Annotated in this window: 10 protein-coding genes and 1 pseudogene; 2 read left to right on the forward strand and 9 right to left on the reverse strand. The window is 64.6% G+C overall.

Going from position 1 to position 17,967, the window contains the following annotated elements; translation table 11 throughout:
* Nucleotides 1-295: 295 nt before the first annotated feature.
* The 4 genes from ccrA to FGD77_RS05775 all read right to left on the reverse strand — a co-directional run bounded on the left by ccrA (nt 296) and on the right by FGD77_RS05775 (nt 4,448).
* Entirely contained in the window at nt 296-1,588 is a 1,293-nt protein-coding gene (gene ccrA / locus FGD77_RS05760) for a crotonyl-CoA carboxylase/reductase (protein ID WP_255007318.1), read from the reverse strand.
* A gap of 110 nt (nt 1,589-1,698) precedes the next feature.
* Nucleotides 1,699-3,102 (reverse strand): 1-acyl-sn-glycerol-3-phosphate acyltransferase, encoded by a 1,404-nt coding sequence (locus FGD77_RS05765; protein WP_255007319.1) that lies wholly within the window; start codon nt 3,100-3,102, stop codon nt 1,699-1,701.
* Nucleotides 3,103-3,160: 58 nt separating this feature from the next.
* Entirely contained in the window at nt 3,161-3,955 is a 795-nt protein-coding gene (locus FGD77_RS05770; RefSeq protein ID WP_255007321.1) for a hypothetical protein, read from the reverse strand.
* Between the two features lie 178 nt (nt 3,956-4,133).
* Entirely contained in the window at nt 4,134-4,448 is a 315-nt protein-coding gene (locus tag FGD77_RS05775) for a hypothetical protein (RefSeq protein WP_255007323.1), read from the reverse strand.
* 235 nt (nt 4,449-4,683) lie between these two features.
* Between FGD77_RS05775 and FGD77_RS05780 the strand changes: the two are divergent.
* Together FGD77_RS05780 and FGD77_RS05785 are read left to right on the forward strand one after the other, a co-directional pair.
* Nucleotides 4,684-6,653 (forward strand): annotated as a pseudogene (locus tag FGD77_RS05780) (methylmalonyl-CoA mutase family protein).
* 73 nt (nt 6,654-6,726) lie between these two features.
* Nucleotides 6,727-7,173, forward strand: a complete 447-nt coding sequence (locus FGD77_RS05785) for a GNAT family N-acetyltransferase (RefSeq protein WP_255007326.1) — start codon at nt 6,727-6,729, stop codon at nt 7,171-7,173.
* A gap of 257 nt (nt 7,174-7,430) precedes the next feature.
* On the opposite strand, the gene FGD77_RS05790 is transcribed toward FGD77_RS05785, so the two are convergent.
* The 5 genes from FGD77_RS05790 to FGD77_RS05810 are packed head-to-tail and all read right to left on the reverse strand — an operon-like array spanning nt 7,431 to nt 17,963.
* Nucleotides 7,431-10,304: a DUF6519 domain-containing protein gene (locus FGD77_RS05790; RefSeq protein WP_255007329.1), complete on the reverse strand. Its 2,874-nt coding sequence runs from the start codon at nt 10,302-10,304 to the stop codon at nt 7,431-7,433.
* Nucleotides 10,305-10,331: 27 nt separating this feature from the next.
* Nucleotides 10,332-12,425 (reverse strand): phage tail protein, encoded by a 2,094-nt coding sequence (locus FGD77_RS05795; protein ID WP_255007331.1) that lies wholly within the window; start codon nt 12,423-12,425, stop codon nt 10,332-10,334.
* The gene (locus tag FGD77_RS05800) at nt 12,422-15,118 is read right to left on the reverse strand and encodes a hypothetical protein (protein ID WP_255007334.1); all 2,697 of its coding nucleotides are present in this window, start codon (nt 15,116-15,118) and stop codon (nt 12,422-12,424) included. The genes FGD77_RS05795 and FGD77_RS05800 overlap by 4 nt, the downstream gene beginning before the upstream one ends.
* Nucleotides 15,115-17,598 (reverse strand): putative baseplate assembly protein, encoded by a 2,484-nt coding sequence (locus FGD77_RS05805; protein ID WP_255007336.1) that lies wholly within the window; start codon nt 17,596-17,598, stop codon nt 15,115-15,117. The genes FGD77_RS05800 and FGD77_RS05805 overlap by 4 nt, the downstream gene beginning before the upstream one ends.
* A complete protein-coding gene (locus FGD77_RS05810) occupies nt 17,598-17,963 on the reverse strand; it encodes a GPW/gp25 family protein (protein ID WP_255007339.1) in 366 nt (121 codons plus the stop codon). Before FGD77_RS05810 ends, FGD77_RS05805 begins: the two co-directional genes overlap by 1 nt.
* Nucleotides 17,964-17,967 lie beyond the last annotated feature (4 nt).

The following is a 17,967-nucleotide window of genomic DNA, read 5'->3' on the forward strand; positions in this document are numbered from 1 at the left end:
CGCGCGGCATTGATCCTGTGCGTCGCGCGCAGGTTGTGTCGGGCGGGATCGGGTCTGCGCGCACGCCGGGTATCCATTCATTCTTCATGCCAGCCTCGCCGAGGTGGATTAAGGAAGCCCTAACGCAAGCCTGACTTGCAAAAGAATCCTGCGAACCTCACCGATTATGTTCCCCCGGAAACAGGGAAACGCGGCGCATATCCGGCATCATTTCAAATCGCCCGAAACAAAACGACCCCGCGAACCGATCTGGCGATTCGCGGGGCCGTTCTGGCCAGATATCAGCCTTGCCTGATCAGCCGCGCGCGGCCAGCGCATCCTCGACGGTGCGCAGCCCGGTGCGGGGCGATTGCACCAGCACGGCCATGTTGCCGGGCTTGTGCTCGTTGCGCAGCATCTTGGTGTGCGCGGCGGGGATATCGGCCCACGGGAACACCTCGGACATGCAGGGGTCCAAACGACGCTCTACCATCAGGTTGTTCGCGGCGCTGGCCTGTTTCAGATGCGCGAAATGCGAGCCTTGCAGGCGCTTCTGGTGCATCCACATGTAACGCACGTCGAATGTGCAGTTGAACCCGGTGGTGCCGGCGCAGATCACGACCATTCCGCCCTTCTTGCACACCAACGATGAGACGGGGAACGTCGCCTCGCCGGGATGCTCGAACACCATGTCGACGCTGACGCCCTTGCCGGTGATCTCCCAGATCGCCTTGCCGAAACGGCGCGCTTCTTTCAGCCAGGTGTTGTATTCCGGCGTGTTCACCTTGGGCAGTTGCCCCCAGCAGGTGAAATCCTTGCGGTTAATCGCGCCCTTGGCGCCCAGATCCATGACGAACTGGCGCTTGTCCTCTTCGGAGATGACGGCGATCGCGTTCGCCCCGGCTGTATTGATCAGTTGGATCGCGTAGGAGCCGAGGCCGCCCGACGCCCCCCAGACCAACACGTTCTGGCCGGGCTTCAGGTCATGCGGTTCGTGCCCGAACAGCATGCGATAGGCGGTGGCCAGCGTCAGCGTGTAGCAGGCCGATTCTTCCCATGTCAGATGCTTGGGGCGCGGCATCAGCTGCTGGGCCTGCACGTTGGTGAACTGCGCGAATGAGCCATCCGGCGTCTCATAGCCCCAGATCCGCTGCGAGGTCGAGAACATCGGATCGCCGCCGTTGCATTCCTCGTCGTCGCCATCGTCCTGATTGCAGTGGATGACCACCTCGTCGCCCACCTTCCAGCGGCGCACCTTGTCCCCCACGGCCCAGACGATACCGGCGGCATCCGAGCCTGCGATGTGGTATTCGGCCTTGTGCACGTCGAACGGGCTGATCGGCTGGCCAAGGCCCGCCCAGACGCCGTTATAGTTGACGCCAGCGGCCATCACCAAAACCAGCACTTCGTTGCTGTCCAGCACCGGAACGTCGACGATTTCCTGCTGAAACGCCTGCTCGGGTTCGCCATGCCGCTCGCGGCGGATCGCCCACGCGTACATCTGTTTGGGAACAAACCCCATCGGGGGCATTTCGCCCACCTCGTAAAGGTCCTTTTCCGGTGCGTCGTAGCTGGCGATGCCTGTGTCGATGTCGGTGTCCAGAGCCATGGGTGGCCTCCTTTCGCATATCGTTGCCGCGATGCAGAATCGCGAATATCCACCCTGAGATACGCAAGCACACGCAACAATGCAATGCCGCGAAGTCGGCTTTTGTAACTTTATGACCCAGCAGGTGCAGAAATTTCCTTTGCACCCGCAGCATCATCTGACGCATCCGCGTCGGGCAGGAAATGAGCGATGGAATTGGCGTAATATGTCAACAACGGCGCACCTTCGGGCGCAATCTGCCAACCGTCAACGCCCTCGATAATCGCATCGCGCGCCGCCAGCGTCGCGCTGGCGCGGGCGACACCGCTTGCGATATCCTCGGGCGGCGGGGGGTCCCCCTGAACGGTTTGCAGGATGTGCGCAACCTGCGCCGCCAGCGCGGTACTGTCCATCGCATCGCCGCTGCGCAGCAGGGTATGTGCCACCATCGGCACATAGAGCACCGGCATCGCTGCCTGAATGCTGCCCATCAGGTCACGACCCAGATCGCCCAGCCGGGGCGCATCGCCGTAATCGCTCAGCCGGATGGGCTGTGCAAAGACGACGGCGGCGGTCCCAAAGCGCACGAACCGCCCACGCAGACGCTGCCACACTATCCGCAGGGACGACCGCACGATCACAGATACACGCGCGTGAAACCTGCGACCGCCGCGCGCGCCTGCGGCGATCAGCACCCGGTCCTCCAGCACGCGGTCGTAATTGATGGCGATCGGCACGAACACCACATCCCGCCCGCCGGGCTTCCAGCCCTCGACCAGATAGGTAAGCAGCCCCAGCTTGGCCGGTTTCACGAAGCCATCGACGGTCAACCCACCCTCGGGAAAGATTGCCTGCGTCACGCCACCCGTCGTCGCCATCTGCACATAGCGCGCCAACACCGTACGATAGAGCCCCCCGCGCGCCCTACGGCGGATGAAATAGGCGCCCATCGCCTTGATCAGGCGGCTCAGCGGCCAGACGCGCGCCCATTCCCCAACGGCATAGCTGAGGGCCGAGGATTGGGCCGCCAGCGTCGTCACCAGCACATAATCCATGTTGCTGCGGTGATTCATGATGAAGATCATCGTCGCATCCTTGTCGATGCTCTGGATGATGGCGCTGTTTTGCGGGCTGGTCCTTACATCATACAGCATGTTGGCCAGCCAGTTCGCCGCACGCGTGCCAAAGCTGAAATAGGCGAAAGCGCTGAAACTGGGCACGATCTCGCGCGCGTATCTGCGCGCCTTCTCGAACGCCACGTCCTCGCGCACCTTGTTCTTGGCCGCATAGGCGACGATGGCCCGCGTCACGTCCGGATCATAGACCAGCCGCTGAATCAGGTCGTTGCGGCGGGCCAGCTTGAACGGTTCGATGGGCCGCGTCAGGCGAGTGTTCAACCGCGCCACCGCCCGCTCGAGCCGACGGCGAAAGAACCAGCGCACCGACGGAAACAGGAAATGCGACGCAAAGGTGACAGCCGCAAAGGCCAGCAGCAACAGCAGCGCCCATAGCGGCATATGAACGGTCGAATTCACCGCGCCAGACCGGCCTGCCCCGCGCGACAGGCGCGTGGAATGGGCGCGCGCGCAGGCATCATCGCGGCTTCATCGTCTCTAGCAGCGCCGCCAGGGGCCGCTGATCCACCTCGATCAGACCGCGCCGGGGGCGGTCCAGATCGATGATCATGAACACCAGCAGCACGATCAGCGCCAGCATCAGATACACCGGCGTCGCAGGCAGCGACCCGGCGAGGCCAGAGGAAAAGCCCAGCATCGCGCCCGACAGGATGAATGTGCCGAACAGCATGAACAGCACAATTTCGGGCACATGCCGTTCAATCGCAGCGTCGCGCGCGCCCAGCGCGTCAATCATGTCATTCAGCGACGCCGCATAGCTGACAGCGGCCGGCCCGCCCTTTTCCGCCGCATTCAGCGACGCCTGCGCCCACAGATCGGCAAAGGCCGCTTCGGCATTGGCGACCAGACGCTTGCGGCGCTGGTGTTGATCGGCAGGCACTTCGGACGCCTCCAGCCGCAGACGGGTGTAGCGGCGCAAATCTTCCTTCGCGGTCACGCGCAGATCTTCGGGCAGGAAATCAGCGCGCAGCCAAGCGGTGCCGATGGCGTTCGCCTCGCTCACCACGGCGACAGACCGGGCATCGTGCCGCGACAGGCCCAGCGAAAAGGTAAACCCCAGAAGCAGCGCCAACAGACCCAGCATCGAGCCCTGCACCGCCGTTGTCTGGCTGCGCCCCTCCTCGGACTGGTTGCGATGACTGCGCCCGCCAATCAGATAGGCCGCGAACATGGCCAGCAGCATGGCAGCCAAAAGAGTCAGTGCGATAACGGCGGATGGTATATCGTAAAGCAATTCTTGCGGTCCTGACATTAGAAGCCCTCGCAGCATAGGCGCGACGGGCACCATGGGGGTGTGGTTTCATCGACTTTTACGCCAAGCGCGGGGTTGGGACCAGCCTCAAGAGAGCCGCGCGCAGATCGGTGTGGAAATGCGGCATTGGTGCAATGGATGGGGCGGCATTGCGCGCCGCCCTCAAAAGCTCGTGTGTTTACTTTGGCAGGCAGACAAGTTCGCCCTGCTCGGAGGTCAGCGCGGCATAATAGCCGCCCGAGGCATTCTCGCACACAGCGGTGCCGCGCGGAAATTCGGTCTTGGCGGCGCGGCTCTCGCGTGCCGCGTTCACGGCGGCTGTGCCACCCTTGACAGCCAGCTTGCCCGCTCCGACGGCCGTCTTGCCGATGGTCTTGACGACGAATACTGTTCCATCAAACGTATTATCCGCGACATTCTCGCGCGAGCAGGCTTGCAGGGCAAGGCCCGAGCAGACGGCGATCAAAAGAGACTTACGAATAGAAATATTCATATCAGCATCCTTTCCAGACGCAGGGTTTCGTTTGTCGTGAATTTGTATGTGCCCCCGCGCCCGGCAAGATGCGTCAGTGCGAAATATCGCCAGCGGCCCTGTTAGCGCTAAAATTGCCACAGGCGCGTTTGCGCTGTATGAAATGCCGCAATGCAGCGAATTGACATTGGCTCAATCTTTCGCATATCCAGTCTGTAGCGCAATAATGTTACCAATCACAGCACGAGGCCGCCCGATGTCACACCCTCAAAAAGACCGCCCCTGGCTGATCCGCACCTATGCCGGCCATTCGACAGCCGCGGCATCCAACGCGCTCTACCGGGCGAACCTGGCCAAGGGGCAGACCGGCCTGTCGGTCGCCTTCGATCTGCCCACGCAGACAGGCTATGACAGCGATCACATTCTGGCGCGGGGCGAGGTCGGCAAGGTCGGCGTGCCGGTGTGCCATCTGGGCGACATGCGCCAGCTTTTCGCGGATATCCCGCTGGAACAGATGAACACCTCGATGACGATCAACGCGACGGCGCCATGGTTGCTGGCGCTCTACATTGCCGTGGCCGAGGAGCAGGGCGTCGATCCCTCAACCCTGCAAGGCACCGTGCAGAACGATCTGATCAAGGAGTACCTGTCGCGCGGCACCTATATCTGCCCGCCGAAACCGTCGCTGAAGATGATCGGCGACGTCGCCGAATACTGCTATAAAAACGTGCCGAAATGGAACCCGATGAACGTGTGTTCCTACCATCTGCAAGAGGCCGGCGCGACGCCCGAGCAGGAACTGTCCTTCGCGCTCGCCACCGCCATCGCCGTGCTGGACGAACTGCGCCCCCGCGTGCCAGAGGCCGATTTTCCGGTGCTGGCCGGGCGCATCAGCTTCTTCGTCAATGCTTCGGCATCCGCTTCGTGACCGAGATGTGCAAGATGCGTGCCTTCGTCGATTTGTGGGACGAAATCGTGCATGAGCGTTACGGCATCGAAGACCCCAAGGCCCGCCGCTTCCGCTATGGCGTGCAGGTCAACTCACTGGGTCTGACCGAGCAGCAGCCGGAAAACAACGTCTACCGCATCCTGATCGAAATGCTGGCCGTCACCCTCAGCAAGAAGGCCCGCGCCCGCGCCGTGCAGCTGCCCGCCTGGAACGAGGCGCTGGGCCTGCCCCGTCCGTGGGATCAGCAATGGTCGATGCGCATGCAGCAGATCCTGGCGTACGAGACGGATTTGCTGGAATTCGACGACCTGTTTGACGGCAACCCTGCCGTGGACCGCAAGGTCGAGGAATTGAAAGACGGCGCGCGCCACGAGCTGGCCACGCTGGAGGGGATGGGCGGCGCCATCGGCGCCATCGACTATATGAAATCGCGGCTGGTCGACAGCAACGCCGAACGCCTGAACCGGATCGAGCGGAACGAGACGGTCGTCGTCGGCGTCAACAAATTCACCACCGGCGAGCCATCGCCGCTGATGGACGCGGACGGCGGCATCATGACGGTCGACCCGGCGGTCGAGGCCGAACAGATCGGTCGCCTGACCACCTGGAAGGCAGACCGCGACGCCGACGCCGTCAGGTCCGCACTGGCTGAATTGCGCGCCGCGGCGACCGAGGGGCGCAACATCATGCCCGCCTCGATCAACGCGGCCCGCGTGGGCGTGACCACCGGTGAATGGGCGCAGCAGATGCGCGCCGTCCACGGCGAATATCGCGGCCCGACGGGCGTCTCCTCCAGCCCCTCGAACAAGACCGAGGGGCTGGAGGAGATCCGCGAGCAGGTGGACGCGGTCAGCACGCAGCTTGGCCGCCGCCTGAAGTTTCTGGTCGGCAAACCCGGCCTTGACGGCCACTCCAACGGGGCGGAACAGATCGCCTTTCGCGCGCGCGATTGCGGGATGGACATCGACTATCAGGGCATCCGCCTGACCCCCGAGGAACTGGTACGCGCCGCGCAGGATGACGAGGCGCATGTCGTCGGCCTGTCGATCCTGTCGGGCAGCCACATCCCGCTGGTCGAAGACCTGATGGAACGGATGCAGACGGCTGGGCTGTCGCACATCCCCGTCATCGTCGGCGGCATCATCCCCGAGGAGGATGCAAGACGCCTGCGCGCCATGGGCGTCGCCCGCGTCTACACCCCCAAGGATTTCGAGCTGAACACGATCATGCGCGACATCGTCACACTGGTTGACCCCGGCCCCGTCGCCGCCGAATAGGGCGGTCGGGGCTGGCGCGCCCGCTGCGCGCCGCTACCATGACGGGGAATCGAATCAGCCGAAAGCGCATGCCATGTCCGATCCCATCACGATCCGCCCCCTTCTGCCCGCGGACGAGGGCGAGTGGCGCCGCCTGTGGACCGGGTATCTGGAATACTACGAAACATCGGTGCCGGGCGAGGTCTATCAAACCACATTCCAGCGCCTTGTCAGCACCGATCACCCAAACCAGAACGGCCTGATCGCACTGCAAGGGGACCGGCCCGTCGGGCTGGTCCACTACATCTATCATCCGCATAACTGGAAGATCGAGGATGTCTGCTATCTTCAGGATCTCTACGCAGATCCGGCGGCGCGCGGCACCGGCGTGGGCCGCAAGCTGATCGAAGCCGTGTACAAGGCCACCGACGCAGATGGCTGCCCGACGGTCTACTGGCTGACGCAGGATTTCAACGAAACCGCGCGCAAGCTCTATGACCGCATCGGCACGCTGACGCCGTTCATCAAATACAGTCGATAACGCGCGCCCTGCGGTGTCTTGCCCAAAGCATCCCTAGCGGGCAGCAAGCACACCACCCCCCCAATACGGGTAGAAGCGCAGGTTTCCCTGCGCTTCATCCTAATCATCACGCTGATTCGAACAGGTTTGCCGCCACAGTAATCCCACGACGTCTACCCAAAACGATCAGACGACCGGATCAGATTGTCGCCACTTTAGCACGATTTTCCCGCCACGACAACGTGGCGAGGCAGGGTCGCGGCGGGTGTCGCGCGCGTCTAAAGCACCTCCACCCCGGTCGCCACCGCGAAGGGGCGCGGGCAGCCTTGGGTCGCGTTATCGCGCAGGCGCCAAATGCCGGTCACGTCGTCGTATAGCTCGGGAACCACTGCATAGCCGTGGTAGAGGTTGGTCACGGTATTTTCGGTAACGGTGAACCGCGGGCCCCGATAGCCATACTGATAAAGCCCAAAATGCGGCATGATCACCTTGGAATTTGGCAGGGTTCCGCCCCCCGAAATGTCGTTCTGCCCGACCGTGACATTGTCGACATGGCCCAGATAAATACCGTGACCCTCGACCCCCGAGGCCACGGGTTGCAGGGTGATCACATTACCCTCGATCCGCGCGCGGCGCACCGTGTTGGGCGGGCGGCGCTGCCGCCAATCCGACGGGTTCGGGTCGCCCGACGTACTGGCAGCAACGCGGATGGCATCGTTCGCGCCCTCGATACGGTTGGTCAGGATATGCAGATCCTCGATTTCGGCGCCGGCGACCGTGATGCCTTGCGCCATGTACCCTGTGCGCGCCAACATAAGGACTCTGGCACCCAGAATATTGACGCGGCGCGTTCCGACTACCGCACTGCCGCGCGGGTCGCGGATCGCTTCATCCACAAGGTTGGTCATGTGCTGGCGCAGTTCCTTTGGCACGGCGATCTGGCTGGCATCATTTTGCCGTAGCGCCTGCACCAGCTGACCCAGGATGCGCGGATCCGCGCGCACCTCGAGCCCGGAATCTCCACGCGGCAGCGGGACGGTCCCACGTTGCTTGGCACTAAAGGCCCCGTCCAGTGGCAGCACATGATCCCGCGCTCCGGCCCCTTTGATGGTCACATTGCCGGGGTTCTTTTGCGCGATGGGAAAATCCAGCAAGGACCGCCGTATGCGCCCGACCAGAACAGGATCGGCCAGAATGCGGCGGCGCACCTGTTCCGGGTCCATACTGATCGCAGAGATCACGTTGTCCTCGATCACGGCCCGGCGGGCGCCGATCACCTGCACGCCGATCTGCGATTGCCCAACCTTCAGCGTGCAATCGCGCACCAGTACCCTGGCGACCCCATGACGCGCCTTTGGGCTGTCGTTGCGGGTCGAAATGCAGGCCGCCGTGCGGTCCAGCCCGGCCCGGCAGCGCGCGCGCACCCGCTCGAACGCCATGTCACCACAATCGACGGCGGTGATTGCCCCCAGCCTGCCACTTTGGACGAACCGTCCGAGAACACCCGTCGGCCCGCCATTGACCGACAGGTCAACCACCCGCACCGACGCGCAATTGTGAAAGACAAGCGCCGGTTCGGTCCCGGCGACGCTGATCACGGTCTGCGGGCCGGTACCCTCCACGGTGATGTGGCCGAGATTCTCGAACAGGACGGCGTCGTTCAGCGCAAAGTTTCCCGCCCGCAGGCAAATCCGCGCGCTTTGATCCTGCCTTAGCTTGGCGACGACATCGGCCAGTTCGCGGGCATTGCGCACGACAAAGGTGCACAGACCGGACGCCGTGCGTCTGCACAGGACATCCAGCGCCTCCTGCACCGTTTCGGCGCCCATGTTGCACTGGCTGTCATCATATTCGATGTCATCGGCGTGCAGGCATGTCAGCGTCGGAAACTCGGCGCGCAGATCGGTGATGTTGCTCAGTCCCGCGCCCGCGATCCGCGCCAGCGCCAACGGCGCCCGGCGAAACCCCCAGCCCATCGGCGGAACCGGATCGGTGGGATCCTCCATCGGGTATTGCGGCCAGACGATATTGCCGGTGGCGGCGCGAGCCTCGAACACCCAGTAGTCGCCCGTGCGATAGCTGCCGTTGATGAACGACACCTCGATGCCGCGTTCCAGTTCGACCGGGGTCACGCTCAGCGTGCGTCCTTGCGGCACATTCCCGGTCTGATCCCAGCGCCGCACACGCGGGCGCACCATCTGGGTAAAGTCACCGATGGAGGCGCTGAACGTCACCACGTCGTCGGTCAGGGTGATCTGGCGTAAATCGCCGCTGCGCGCGTTATAGCTGTCTGCGGCATCATAGACTTCGACCCAATTGCCGGTCTGAAAGCCCAGCGCCTCGTCGTCGATGGCCCCTTGCAGGACAAAGTCGCCATCGGTGTTGCGCCCAAGGGTTGCCTCCACCGCCCCGTTCTCGCGCGACCAGACAAAGCGCGACTGCGCACGGGTGCCGCCGGTGATGATCTCGACCCGGTAGAGTTGGTTCTCCTGACTCAGATAGCCCGCCTCGGGGGGGATCTTGCAATCGCTGTCATCCGGCAGGGCACCCGCCGGAAGAGTGCGCGCCGACAGCGCACCTGTGGACGGGGACCAACCCGCAAGATCGGGAATATTGCCACACTGCGCGGCGTCGATCAGGGCGTCCCGCTCGGCTGCGGTCAGGGTGATTGCTTCGACCCCGACGCGCCATGCGGCCTTGATCCGTGTCGCCGTATCGACCCCGGACAAGGCCGGATCGATCAGGCGCGAATCCTCCAGCCCTGTCACCTGCGCGCGGGTGGCTTCGAGATAGATGATGACGTCTGTGCCGGTGCCGCCCGCGTCCGCCAATGGCGGCACGGCGACCCCGTCGCCCTGATCGTCATAGGTGACGCGCGCATCGTTCTGCACCATCGCGCCGTCCAGATAATAGCGCCCCGCCCCAATCGCAAAGCCGCCTGCCCCCGCGGAGATGGCGAAACCGCCCTCGCCCTTTGGCGTTCCGGCCTGCCCGATGATGTCGCCCAACGCGGCTTCGGATCGCGCCAGCCCGATCTGGACCTGTTCGTTCCAGTCGGCATCGGTGTGCAGCCGTCCCTGTTGCATCAGCACGCCTGAATAGTGGCGCGCGGCGGCGTTCGGGGCCGTCCAGCGTGAGAAATCGCCTTTCATGGTCAGAGCCTCCTTATTGAAATGTCGTCATGTTTCATTGAACTGCCCGGCGGCATGGCCAAAGCGCAGAAAATCGTCGATGGAGCGGCGGATATTGGCGGCGCGTGCCTGGTGCGCGGCGCGATTGTAGGCCCCGATCTCGCCACCGTTCTCTGCCCCGTCGGTGATGGCCGCATCGGTGCGCGAGGCCAGCAGCATGTAGTCGGCGCTGGCGTAGCGCGTGCTGTCAAAGATCGGCTCGGGCGTTTGGGCGCAGCGGTAAAGGCGCGGCGGCAGACTGCCTTCGGGCACATATGAGAAACGGATGCAGCCGATCTGGCGAAATTCGGCCGCCACCGGCGGTGCGGTGCGTCCAAAGAACAGGGTATCTGCGGTGGCCAGCCGCTCGTCGCTTTCGATGGCCACGCCAAAGCCGGCCGGGGCCGCGCGTGCGCCATCGGCGAAGGCCCCGGTTGCGACCCGGCCCAGAATCGTGCATCGGTCGAAACCCACCGTGACACGGGCGGCCCCCGGCGCCGGTTGAAACGCCATGTCGGCGGGATCACCTGCATCAAGAATGGTCTCGCCGATGCGCACATCCATGTCCTGTACAACCTGAACCGGGCCACTGATGCAGCGGTCCATGCGCAGGGCGGCGCCCGCCGTGCGACAGTCCAGCGTCACCGCACCGGGGCTGGCAGGCATGCCGTCAATGTCCAGCGCCAGACCGGGCACCAGCGTGGAATCGCGGACATTTATCATTGCCCCGGTGCCCATCACCGTCACCGCGCCGTTGTGCAAACGCAATCCGTTCAGTTCCAGTATGGCGTTATCGCCAAGGTCGACGGTCAACCCCGCGGCGCCGAGCCGGACCGTAGGAAACGCGCCGTCGCTTGCGACAATCCGCAGGATGCCGTCTGCGGGCACGGTGATTGCACCGTTGGCGTCGTAATGGCTGGATTGCGCCAGCAGGAACGTCCCCTCGCCGCCGACGCCGTTGATCGCGGTAACCAGATTGTTGGAGGGCGCGATGGTGACGCCATCCTCGATCGACCCGATGCTGTTGACACGGCCATGCTCGCCGCCGCCGATCTCCAGCACGCGCGCGAAATGGCAGGTCACCCGGACCGGGCCGGCCAAGTCGGGGTCGATGACGATCCGCCCCAGTTCGGGGTCGATCAGCGTCACGCCAGAAATGCCGCCACTGCGCGTCCAGTCCGGTTCAGGCGCAGCCGGGGCCGCGCGGCTGCCCAGGTTGGCGGCCTTGATGTTTTCAACCGGTATCGGGGTTCCCCCCACTTGGATCAGGATCGCCTTGCCGGGTCCGTAGAACCGCGACTCGTCCTCAGCCATGATATTGCGCGTGATCGGTGCGGGCATATCGGCCTCAAGACTGGGGATTTCGACCCCGGCATCAATACCGCTGCGGGCATAGAGCTGGGCATCGCAGCCCAGGGGATGGAACCGGAAATCGCGACGGGTGCCGACGGCGCGTGCGACATGGCCGCTGATCGAATAGGGCCGCAGCCGCCAGACGTGCAGGCCGATATTGCCAAGGTTCCAGCGCCCGTCGCCCGTCTCGATCCGACGCACTTCGACATTTCGCCCGTCGCGTTCAAAGGCCATGCCGATCCGCGCCATCGCCGGTTTGTCCCGCATATTCACGGTGCGACCCATCGCCGGATGGGTCAGGCGCATTGACTGGGTGTGGACCAGCTTCTTCCAGTATTCGACGGCATAGACCGGCCAGCCCGAACTGTCGGCGGCGGCCTGTTCCAGCGCGCGCAGGGTGCCCTTGCGGCTGCGCAGCTCCAGCGCGTTGGCGACGCGGGCGCGCATGTCGATGCCGTCGGGGATATCGGCCAGGCCGCGCATTCCCAGCAGGTCACCCAGATAGGGGATCGCCCAGGGCGCGCAGGTTTCGATAAACGCGTCGGCATAGTGCTGATCCAGCGTCTCGTCGACGATCTGCCCCTCGCGCGCGACCAGCGAGGCGAGCGTGCGCAGCGGGCCGAAATCCTCGATGTCGCGAGTGGTCGAGGTTGGATCGACCTCGCGCTTGATCCGGCGCCCCTGCTCGGCGTCGCGCAGACGCAGGAAGGCGGGCAGCAATTCAAACAACTGATCAGTGGTCAGGTTCATGTCACGGCCTCCAGCTTGGTTGCGGCCATGTCGATGGTCAGCATCTCGGCTGGTGCGGGAATCGCCCCATCCAGCGAGGGCTGCGGCCGCGCCGAGCCCAGACGATGCTCCAGCGTCGGGGCGGCACCGCTGCGGTGAAAATGGTCGACATCGACGCCGGTGACGCCGACGACCAGTTGCAGAACCGCGATGACCTGCGCCCGGCTGACCCCCTGCCCCAGATCGCGGGCCTCAAAGCTGAAGCCCGCCTCAAGCGCCTGCCGCGCGGCGGCGATCACGTCGTCGGCCTCGAACGCCGCGTCGATGAACAGCCGCCCGACCACCACAAAGCTGGCGGCCTGATAGTTGCGCACCGAAATGGTGATATCGGCCTCGCCCGCGCCTTGCAGTGCGGCCAGCAGATTGGTCATGTCCTCGCCGCCGTCTGGCAGCAGCACGCCGCCCTCGCCCGCCACGGTGACGAAGATCGGGCGCCGGAAACCGTCAAACGTCCAATCGGCCCGCGCCTTGGCGATGCCTGCAAAGGCGCGCGCGTAATCCTCGTAGTCGCGCAAGGACACCACGCGGCCCAGCGTCAACACTTTCAGCGGTGCGTTGCGGCGGGCATCATCGATGCCTTCGGCATCTGCCGCCGCTGCTGGGGCCAACGGGTTGACGACGGATTTCAGCCCGGCGGGTTTGGTTGCCAGCAGCGACAATTGCCCCGCCTCCAGCATCCCGTCACTACCCGCCCCCTTGCGATAGGCGGCTTCGACATTGTCCTGACCCGTGGGCGGGCGCAGGCCCTTTTCGCCGTCGCCAAAGACAATGCTCGCGGTGTCGTCCTCGGCAATCCGCAGGATATAAACCCGGTCCTCGGGGCCCGCATCGCGGAAATCCTCCACAAGGGTCCAGAGCACGCCGTTGACCCGCACCTCCAGCGCCGGGGCCATACCTGTTTCGGACTTGGCCGAAACATGTGTCAGCGGTTTGCTTTTCAGCGGATAGGTGGCAAAGCTGCGCGCGGCATCGCCGTCGCCGATGATCTCGGCCACGGTTTCACCATGGGTCGCCTCGGCGACGTTGGCGTTGAGGGTGACCGTGTCGCGCAGGTAGGCATGGGCGGGCTGCGCGGTGAAGGTCAGAACCGACAAGCCGTCGTTCAGGACATTGTCGGAAACGGTCAGGATCTCACTGGCAACCACACCCGCCAGATCGGCGCGTTCGCCTGTCAGCGCCACCGTCTTGCCGGGAAACAGTGACAGTTGCGCCGAACCCAGTTCGACCGAATCCGCGCCCAGCGCGCCATGCGCCGCACCGACATCGTGCGTGATGGGCAAGGCCGCCAGAGGCAGAGCCTGCGGCGCGGCATAGACGGTGGTTTTGCGCGTCAGAAATCCCGATGCCTGGACAGTGCCGGACGGCCCGGTGAGAGACGCATTCACTTCCAGCCGGGTGACTTTGGTCGACAGACCATAAGCCTCAACCGACAGCAGTTCGACCCCGTGAACCACGGAATGCCCTTCGGAGAAGGCATCGCGCACCAGCACGTATTCGCCTGCCACGATCTCGGGGTATTCGCGGTCCAGATAGATATAGACGTGGTTTGCGGGAGGGGCCGTATCGCCGGTATGCCCTTGCGTGTCGGTAATCGCACCCGGGGAGGCAACCGGAGTCGCTGGCGGGAACGCCGCGACGATATCGTCGATCAGTGGCGAGGGTTGGGTGATGGCGTTGTTGCCAAAGCAGCCTGCCTTGACCCTCATTTTCGCGGGCAGGATCGGATCGAAGGACAGATAGGGCACTGCGGTGATGGCGGTGGCCAGCGTGAAGTAGGACACGTGGTTGATCGCGGTTGCCGTGGACAGCGCCGACACCGACCAACTGGCCTGCGACACCGTCGAGATCAGCGACAGGGTGGTCAGGGGGGCGCTGGGCGCCCACGCCATGACCGGCGTGTAGGCAAAGAAAAAATAGGGGAAGGTGCCGGTGGGCGCGGCGCTGAGCGTCATCAGCTTCTCGCCCGCGGCCAGTTCCGCGACGCCATTGACCGACCGCAGGAAACCGGCCTTGCTGGCGTCCTCGTATTTTACCGGCACCTTGCCTTGCAGGAACAGCACCGGATCGCCGGGGGTCACGGCGGCACTGCCCGCCGCCAGCCGGACCGTATCGCTTTCGCCGTCCAGTTCCTGTGGATAGCTCATCCGCGGGGTCATTGCGTTCCAACCGGCATAAGCGGTCAGCGGCTCGATTGTTTCATATATCTGCGGGATTTCACCGTCGCGCGGGACCGACCGGACCTGTAGGCCCACATCATACTCCAGCACATCTTCGGGGGCGTCGTTTGCTTCGGCGATGAAGGCCAGATGCACCGATGCGGCCTTGGCCGGCGCCAGCTGGTAGCCGATCAGGCTGGCATGGGCGCGCAGGCTGGCGCGGTCGGTGGCAGTGCGCAGATAGGCCTCGTTCGCGGTGCGCTCGCCGTAGAAGGTCAGCGTGTCCAAAACGGCGGCCCAGGCATCCAGCACCCCCAGCGTGACATCGCCCTGCCCGCGCGCGCGCAGATCCGACAGGCCGGGGCGGTTGGCATCGGCAAGCCCCCGGCGCATCGACTCGTAGAATGTCTGATGGGTGCCGGCGCGGGCGGCGATCTGGGGCAGGCCGGGACGGTTATCGACATCCTTCGGGGTGGGTTTATCCAGTGAGCCGCTCATCGTCCGCCCTCCGTATGAATTGTCAGGGTGCCCTGATCCGGGTGGTTCGGATCATTGGCGAGAATCGGAATTTCGCGCGGCCCGAAGGTCAGCACGCCCTCGTCAATCGCCGTGGACGCGGCGGCGCTGGCGCGCTGAAAACTGGTGACGTGGATATCCTCGACGCCGGGCACCTGCATCCCCGCCTCATAGATGCGCGACAGGTAGATCCGCGACGAGAATGTGATGTTGTCGGGGTGGAAAAACGCCCGCTCGCCATCCGTGCGCAGACCCGCCGAGAAAGCGTCGATCAAAGCGTTTGCCACATCGTCCGCGAAATGATCGGGCAGGACGCAGGCCGTCAGCGCCACCTCCAGCGGCACATAGATCGGCGCGTCGATGGTCAGATCGTGGCCCATCATGCGGTAGGGTTCCAGATAGTCCAGAAGTGCCTGCGCAAAGCCCGCGTCCACCTCCAGCCCGCCGACGCGGTCGACCGACAGGAAGATCGCCGACCAACTGCCCAGCCACCGTTTGCGGGCATGGGCGCGCTGCACGTCGGGATGTCTGGTCAGCAGGGTTTCATAATCAGCCAGCGTCACCGCGCGGCGTTGCTCGAAAAAACTGACCGGGGCGCGCTGGCGTACCTCGGGGATCGTCTCACGGTTCAGGCCACCCGCTGCGGGCAACGGGTTGCGCACGGCGGTGACGTTGGCCAGCGCCAGACCAGAGGCCGCGACATGGGCCAGCGCATTGGCGCCGATATTGCCCGCGCGGCCCGTGCCGACGCGGTAATTGGCAAAGAAGCTGTCGCTGGCCACCGGCGTCTTGCCGTGGGTGCTGGCCCGCCCCTCGTGCCCTTCGCCAAAGCGCAGGGTGACGCTGCCGTCATGGGCAACCTCGGGGACAAAGACGCGATCTTCGGGTCCGGCAGGCAGCAGGTCGGGCAGCGGGTTCCACGCCTCGATCTTGCCATCGACGCTGAGGAACATATCGGCCATCGCCGCTGCCGGATCCATCGCGGTGATGCGCGCGGCGGGGGTCAGCGGGTCGAGCGTGGGGAACAGACCGGCGCTGAATGTCAGATCCTTATGCGCAAGCACCGGCGCAAAAGGATGCGGGCGGTCCAGACCGGCAAGCGGCTTGATTTCATCGGGCTGGCCCGGTGCCGGGGGCAGTTCCGGGTCCGTCATATCAGGGGCCACGCCCAGCGGTTCAGGCACCGGCAATGTCATGCCGTGGTCGGCGACGACGATGTTGCCAAGGGCGGTGGCCAGTTCTTCGCCCGCCGGGCGCGCGCCGACGCACAGCCTGAACGGCAAGGCATCGTCCGGTCCCCAGATCACCCGGTGGACCTGTAGCAGCATGCCGGGTGCGACCATTTCCAGCGGATCCAGCACGGTTTCGGGATCGGCGATCAGGCGTACGGCCTGCCGGTGGCCGGGATCGGCGTCGGCACTGCGGCCTGTCGTCGGGTCGCGCTCCTCCGTCAAGATCAGCAGATCGCCCGCGCGCAGGTTCAGAACCCGGTCCGGGTCGCGCAGCCATGCCTCGGTTGCGCCCTTCGCCAGCGCCGCGTCCGGGTCGTCCCAGTGGTGCAGGCCGATCCGGTTATGCGCGTCGCTCAGCGCCATGTCATGCGCGGGTTCGAACACCATCGCGCCGCGCGCCGCCGCCATCGGCACCTGCGCCATCGGCACGACCGCGGCGTTCAGATCGTTGCTGCGCGTCAGAAAGGTCAGATCGTTTCGCCCAAGGTTGACCACCGGGGCGGCGACCTCGACCTGCGCCAGAACGCGGGCGCTGACGCCATTGTGCATTCGGTAGCCGACCAGCCTTGCATGACGCGCGGCAGAGCGGCGCAGTTGCGCGGTGTCCAGGCTGTATTCGGTGGCGACGCAGTCCAGCTTGTAGCTGAGGTGATCGCCCAGATAGGCGAGCCACTCCACCAGCGCGATTTCCAGTGAGGCCGGATTGCGTTCGACCATATCCGGCGTCGTGACCGACATCCGGTCAAGGATCATGGTGCGGTAGCTTTCAAAATCGCGGGCAAGGTAGTCGAGGCGCGGCTCGTTCGGCAGGTCTTCGAGAACGGTGGCAGGCGCTTCGCAATCCAGATCGGTGTCGCAATGCACGCGAAAGCGAAAGCGGATTTCCCGCAGGATCGGATCAAAGCCGGGCAGATCGGCGTCAATGGCCAGATCATAGGTCGAAAAATCGCCCTCGCGGTTCAGCGTCAGCAACAGGTCACTGCCCTGCGGCGCAACCGACTCGACAGCGATGCCGCGAATACGATCGCCGCCGCTGATGCTGAAATCGCTGGCGCCAAGGGGGGCGGCAGGCACGCCGCCCGGTCCGGGGCGCGGCTTGACGAAGCGCAGGATCAGGCGGGTGCCGTCGGTGGGATCGACCTCGATCCCGGCGATGCCGTTGAACGGCGCGCCCGAGGCGGCCAGCGCCTCGCGCCGTTCATCCAGGAAGGAGCGGGTTCGGACGGCCATCACACCCCTCCCCGGCTAAAGGTTTCGGTCTGCTGGTCCTCTTCGCCGACCAGCGAATAGGTGACGGTGATATGCAGCTCGCCCTCATCGCGGCTGACATCAAGGGCCGCCAGCACCAGAACATCCGACAGGTAGCGCTGCACAGCCGAGCGGATCAGAAAATCCGCCGCCGTTTCAAGCGCGTCCGAGTTGCTGTCAAACAACATCTCGGGCACGCCCGAGCCGAAATCGGGGCGCATCACCCGTTCGCCCGGTGCGGTGAACAGGACCGCCTCCAGCAGGTTGCGGACCCGGCGCGCGTGGTCCGTAGTGGTCGCGGTGCGGCCGGAACCGTCGATGTGGTAGGGCAGATCAAGATAACTCATGTCG

Source organism: Roseovarius sp. M141 (assembly GCF_024355225.1).
Classification (GTDB): domain Bacteria; phylum Pseudomonadota; class Alphaproteobacteria; order Rhodobacterales; family Rhodobacteraceae; genus Roseovarius.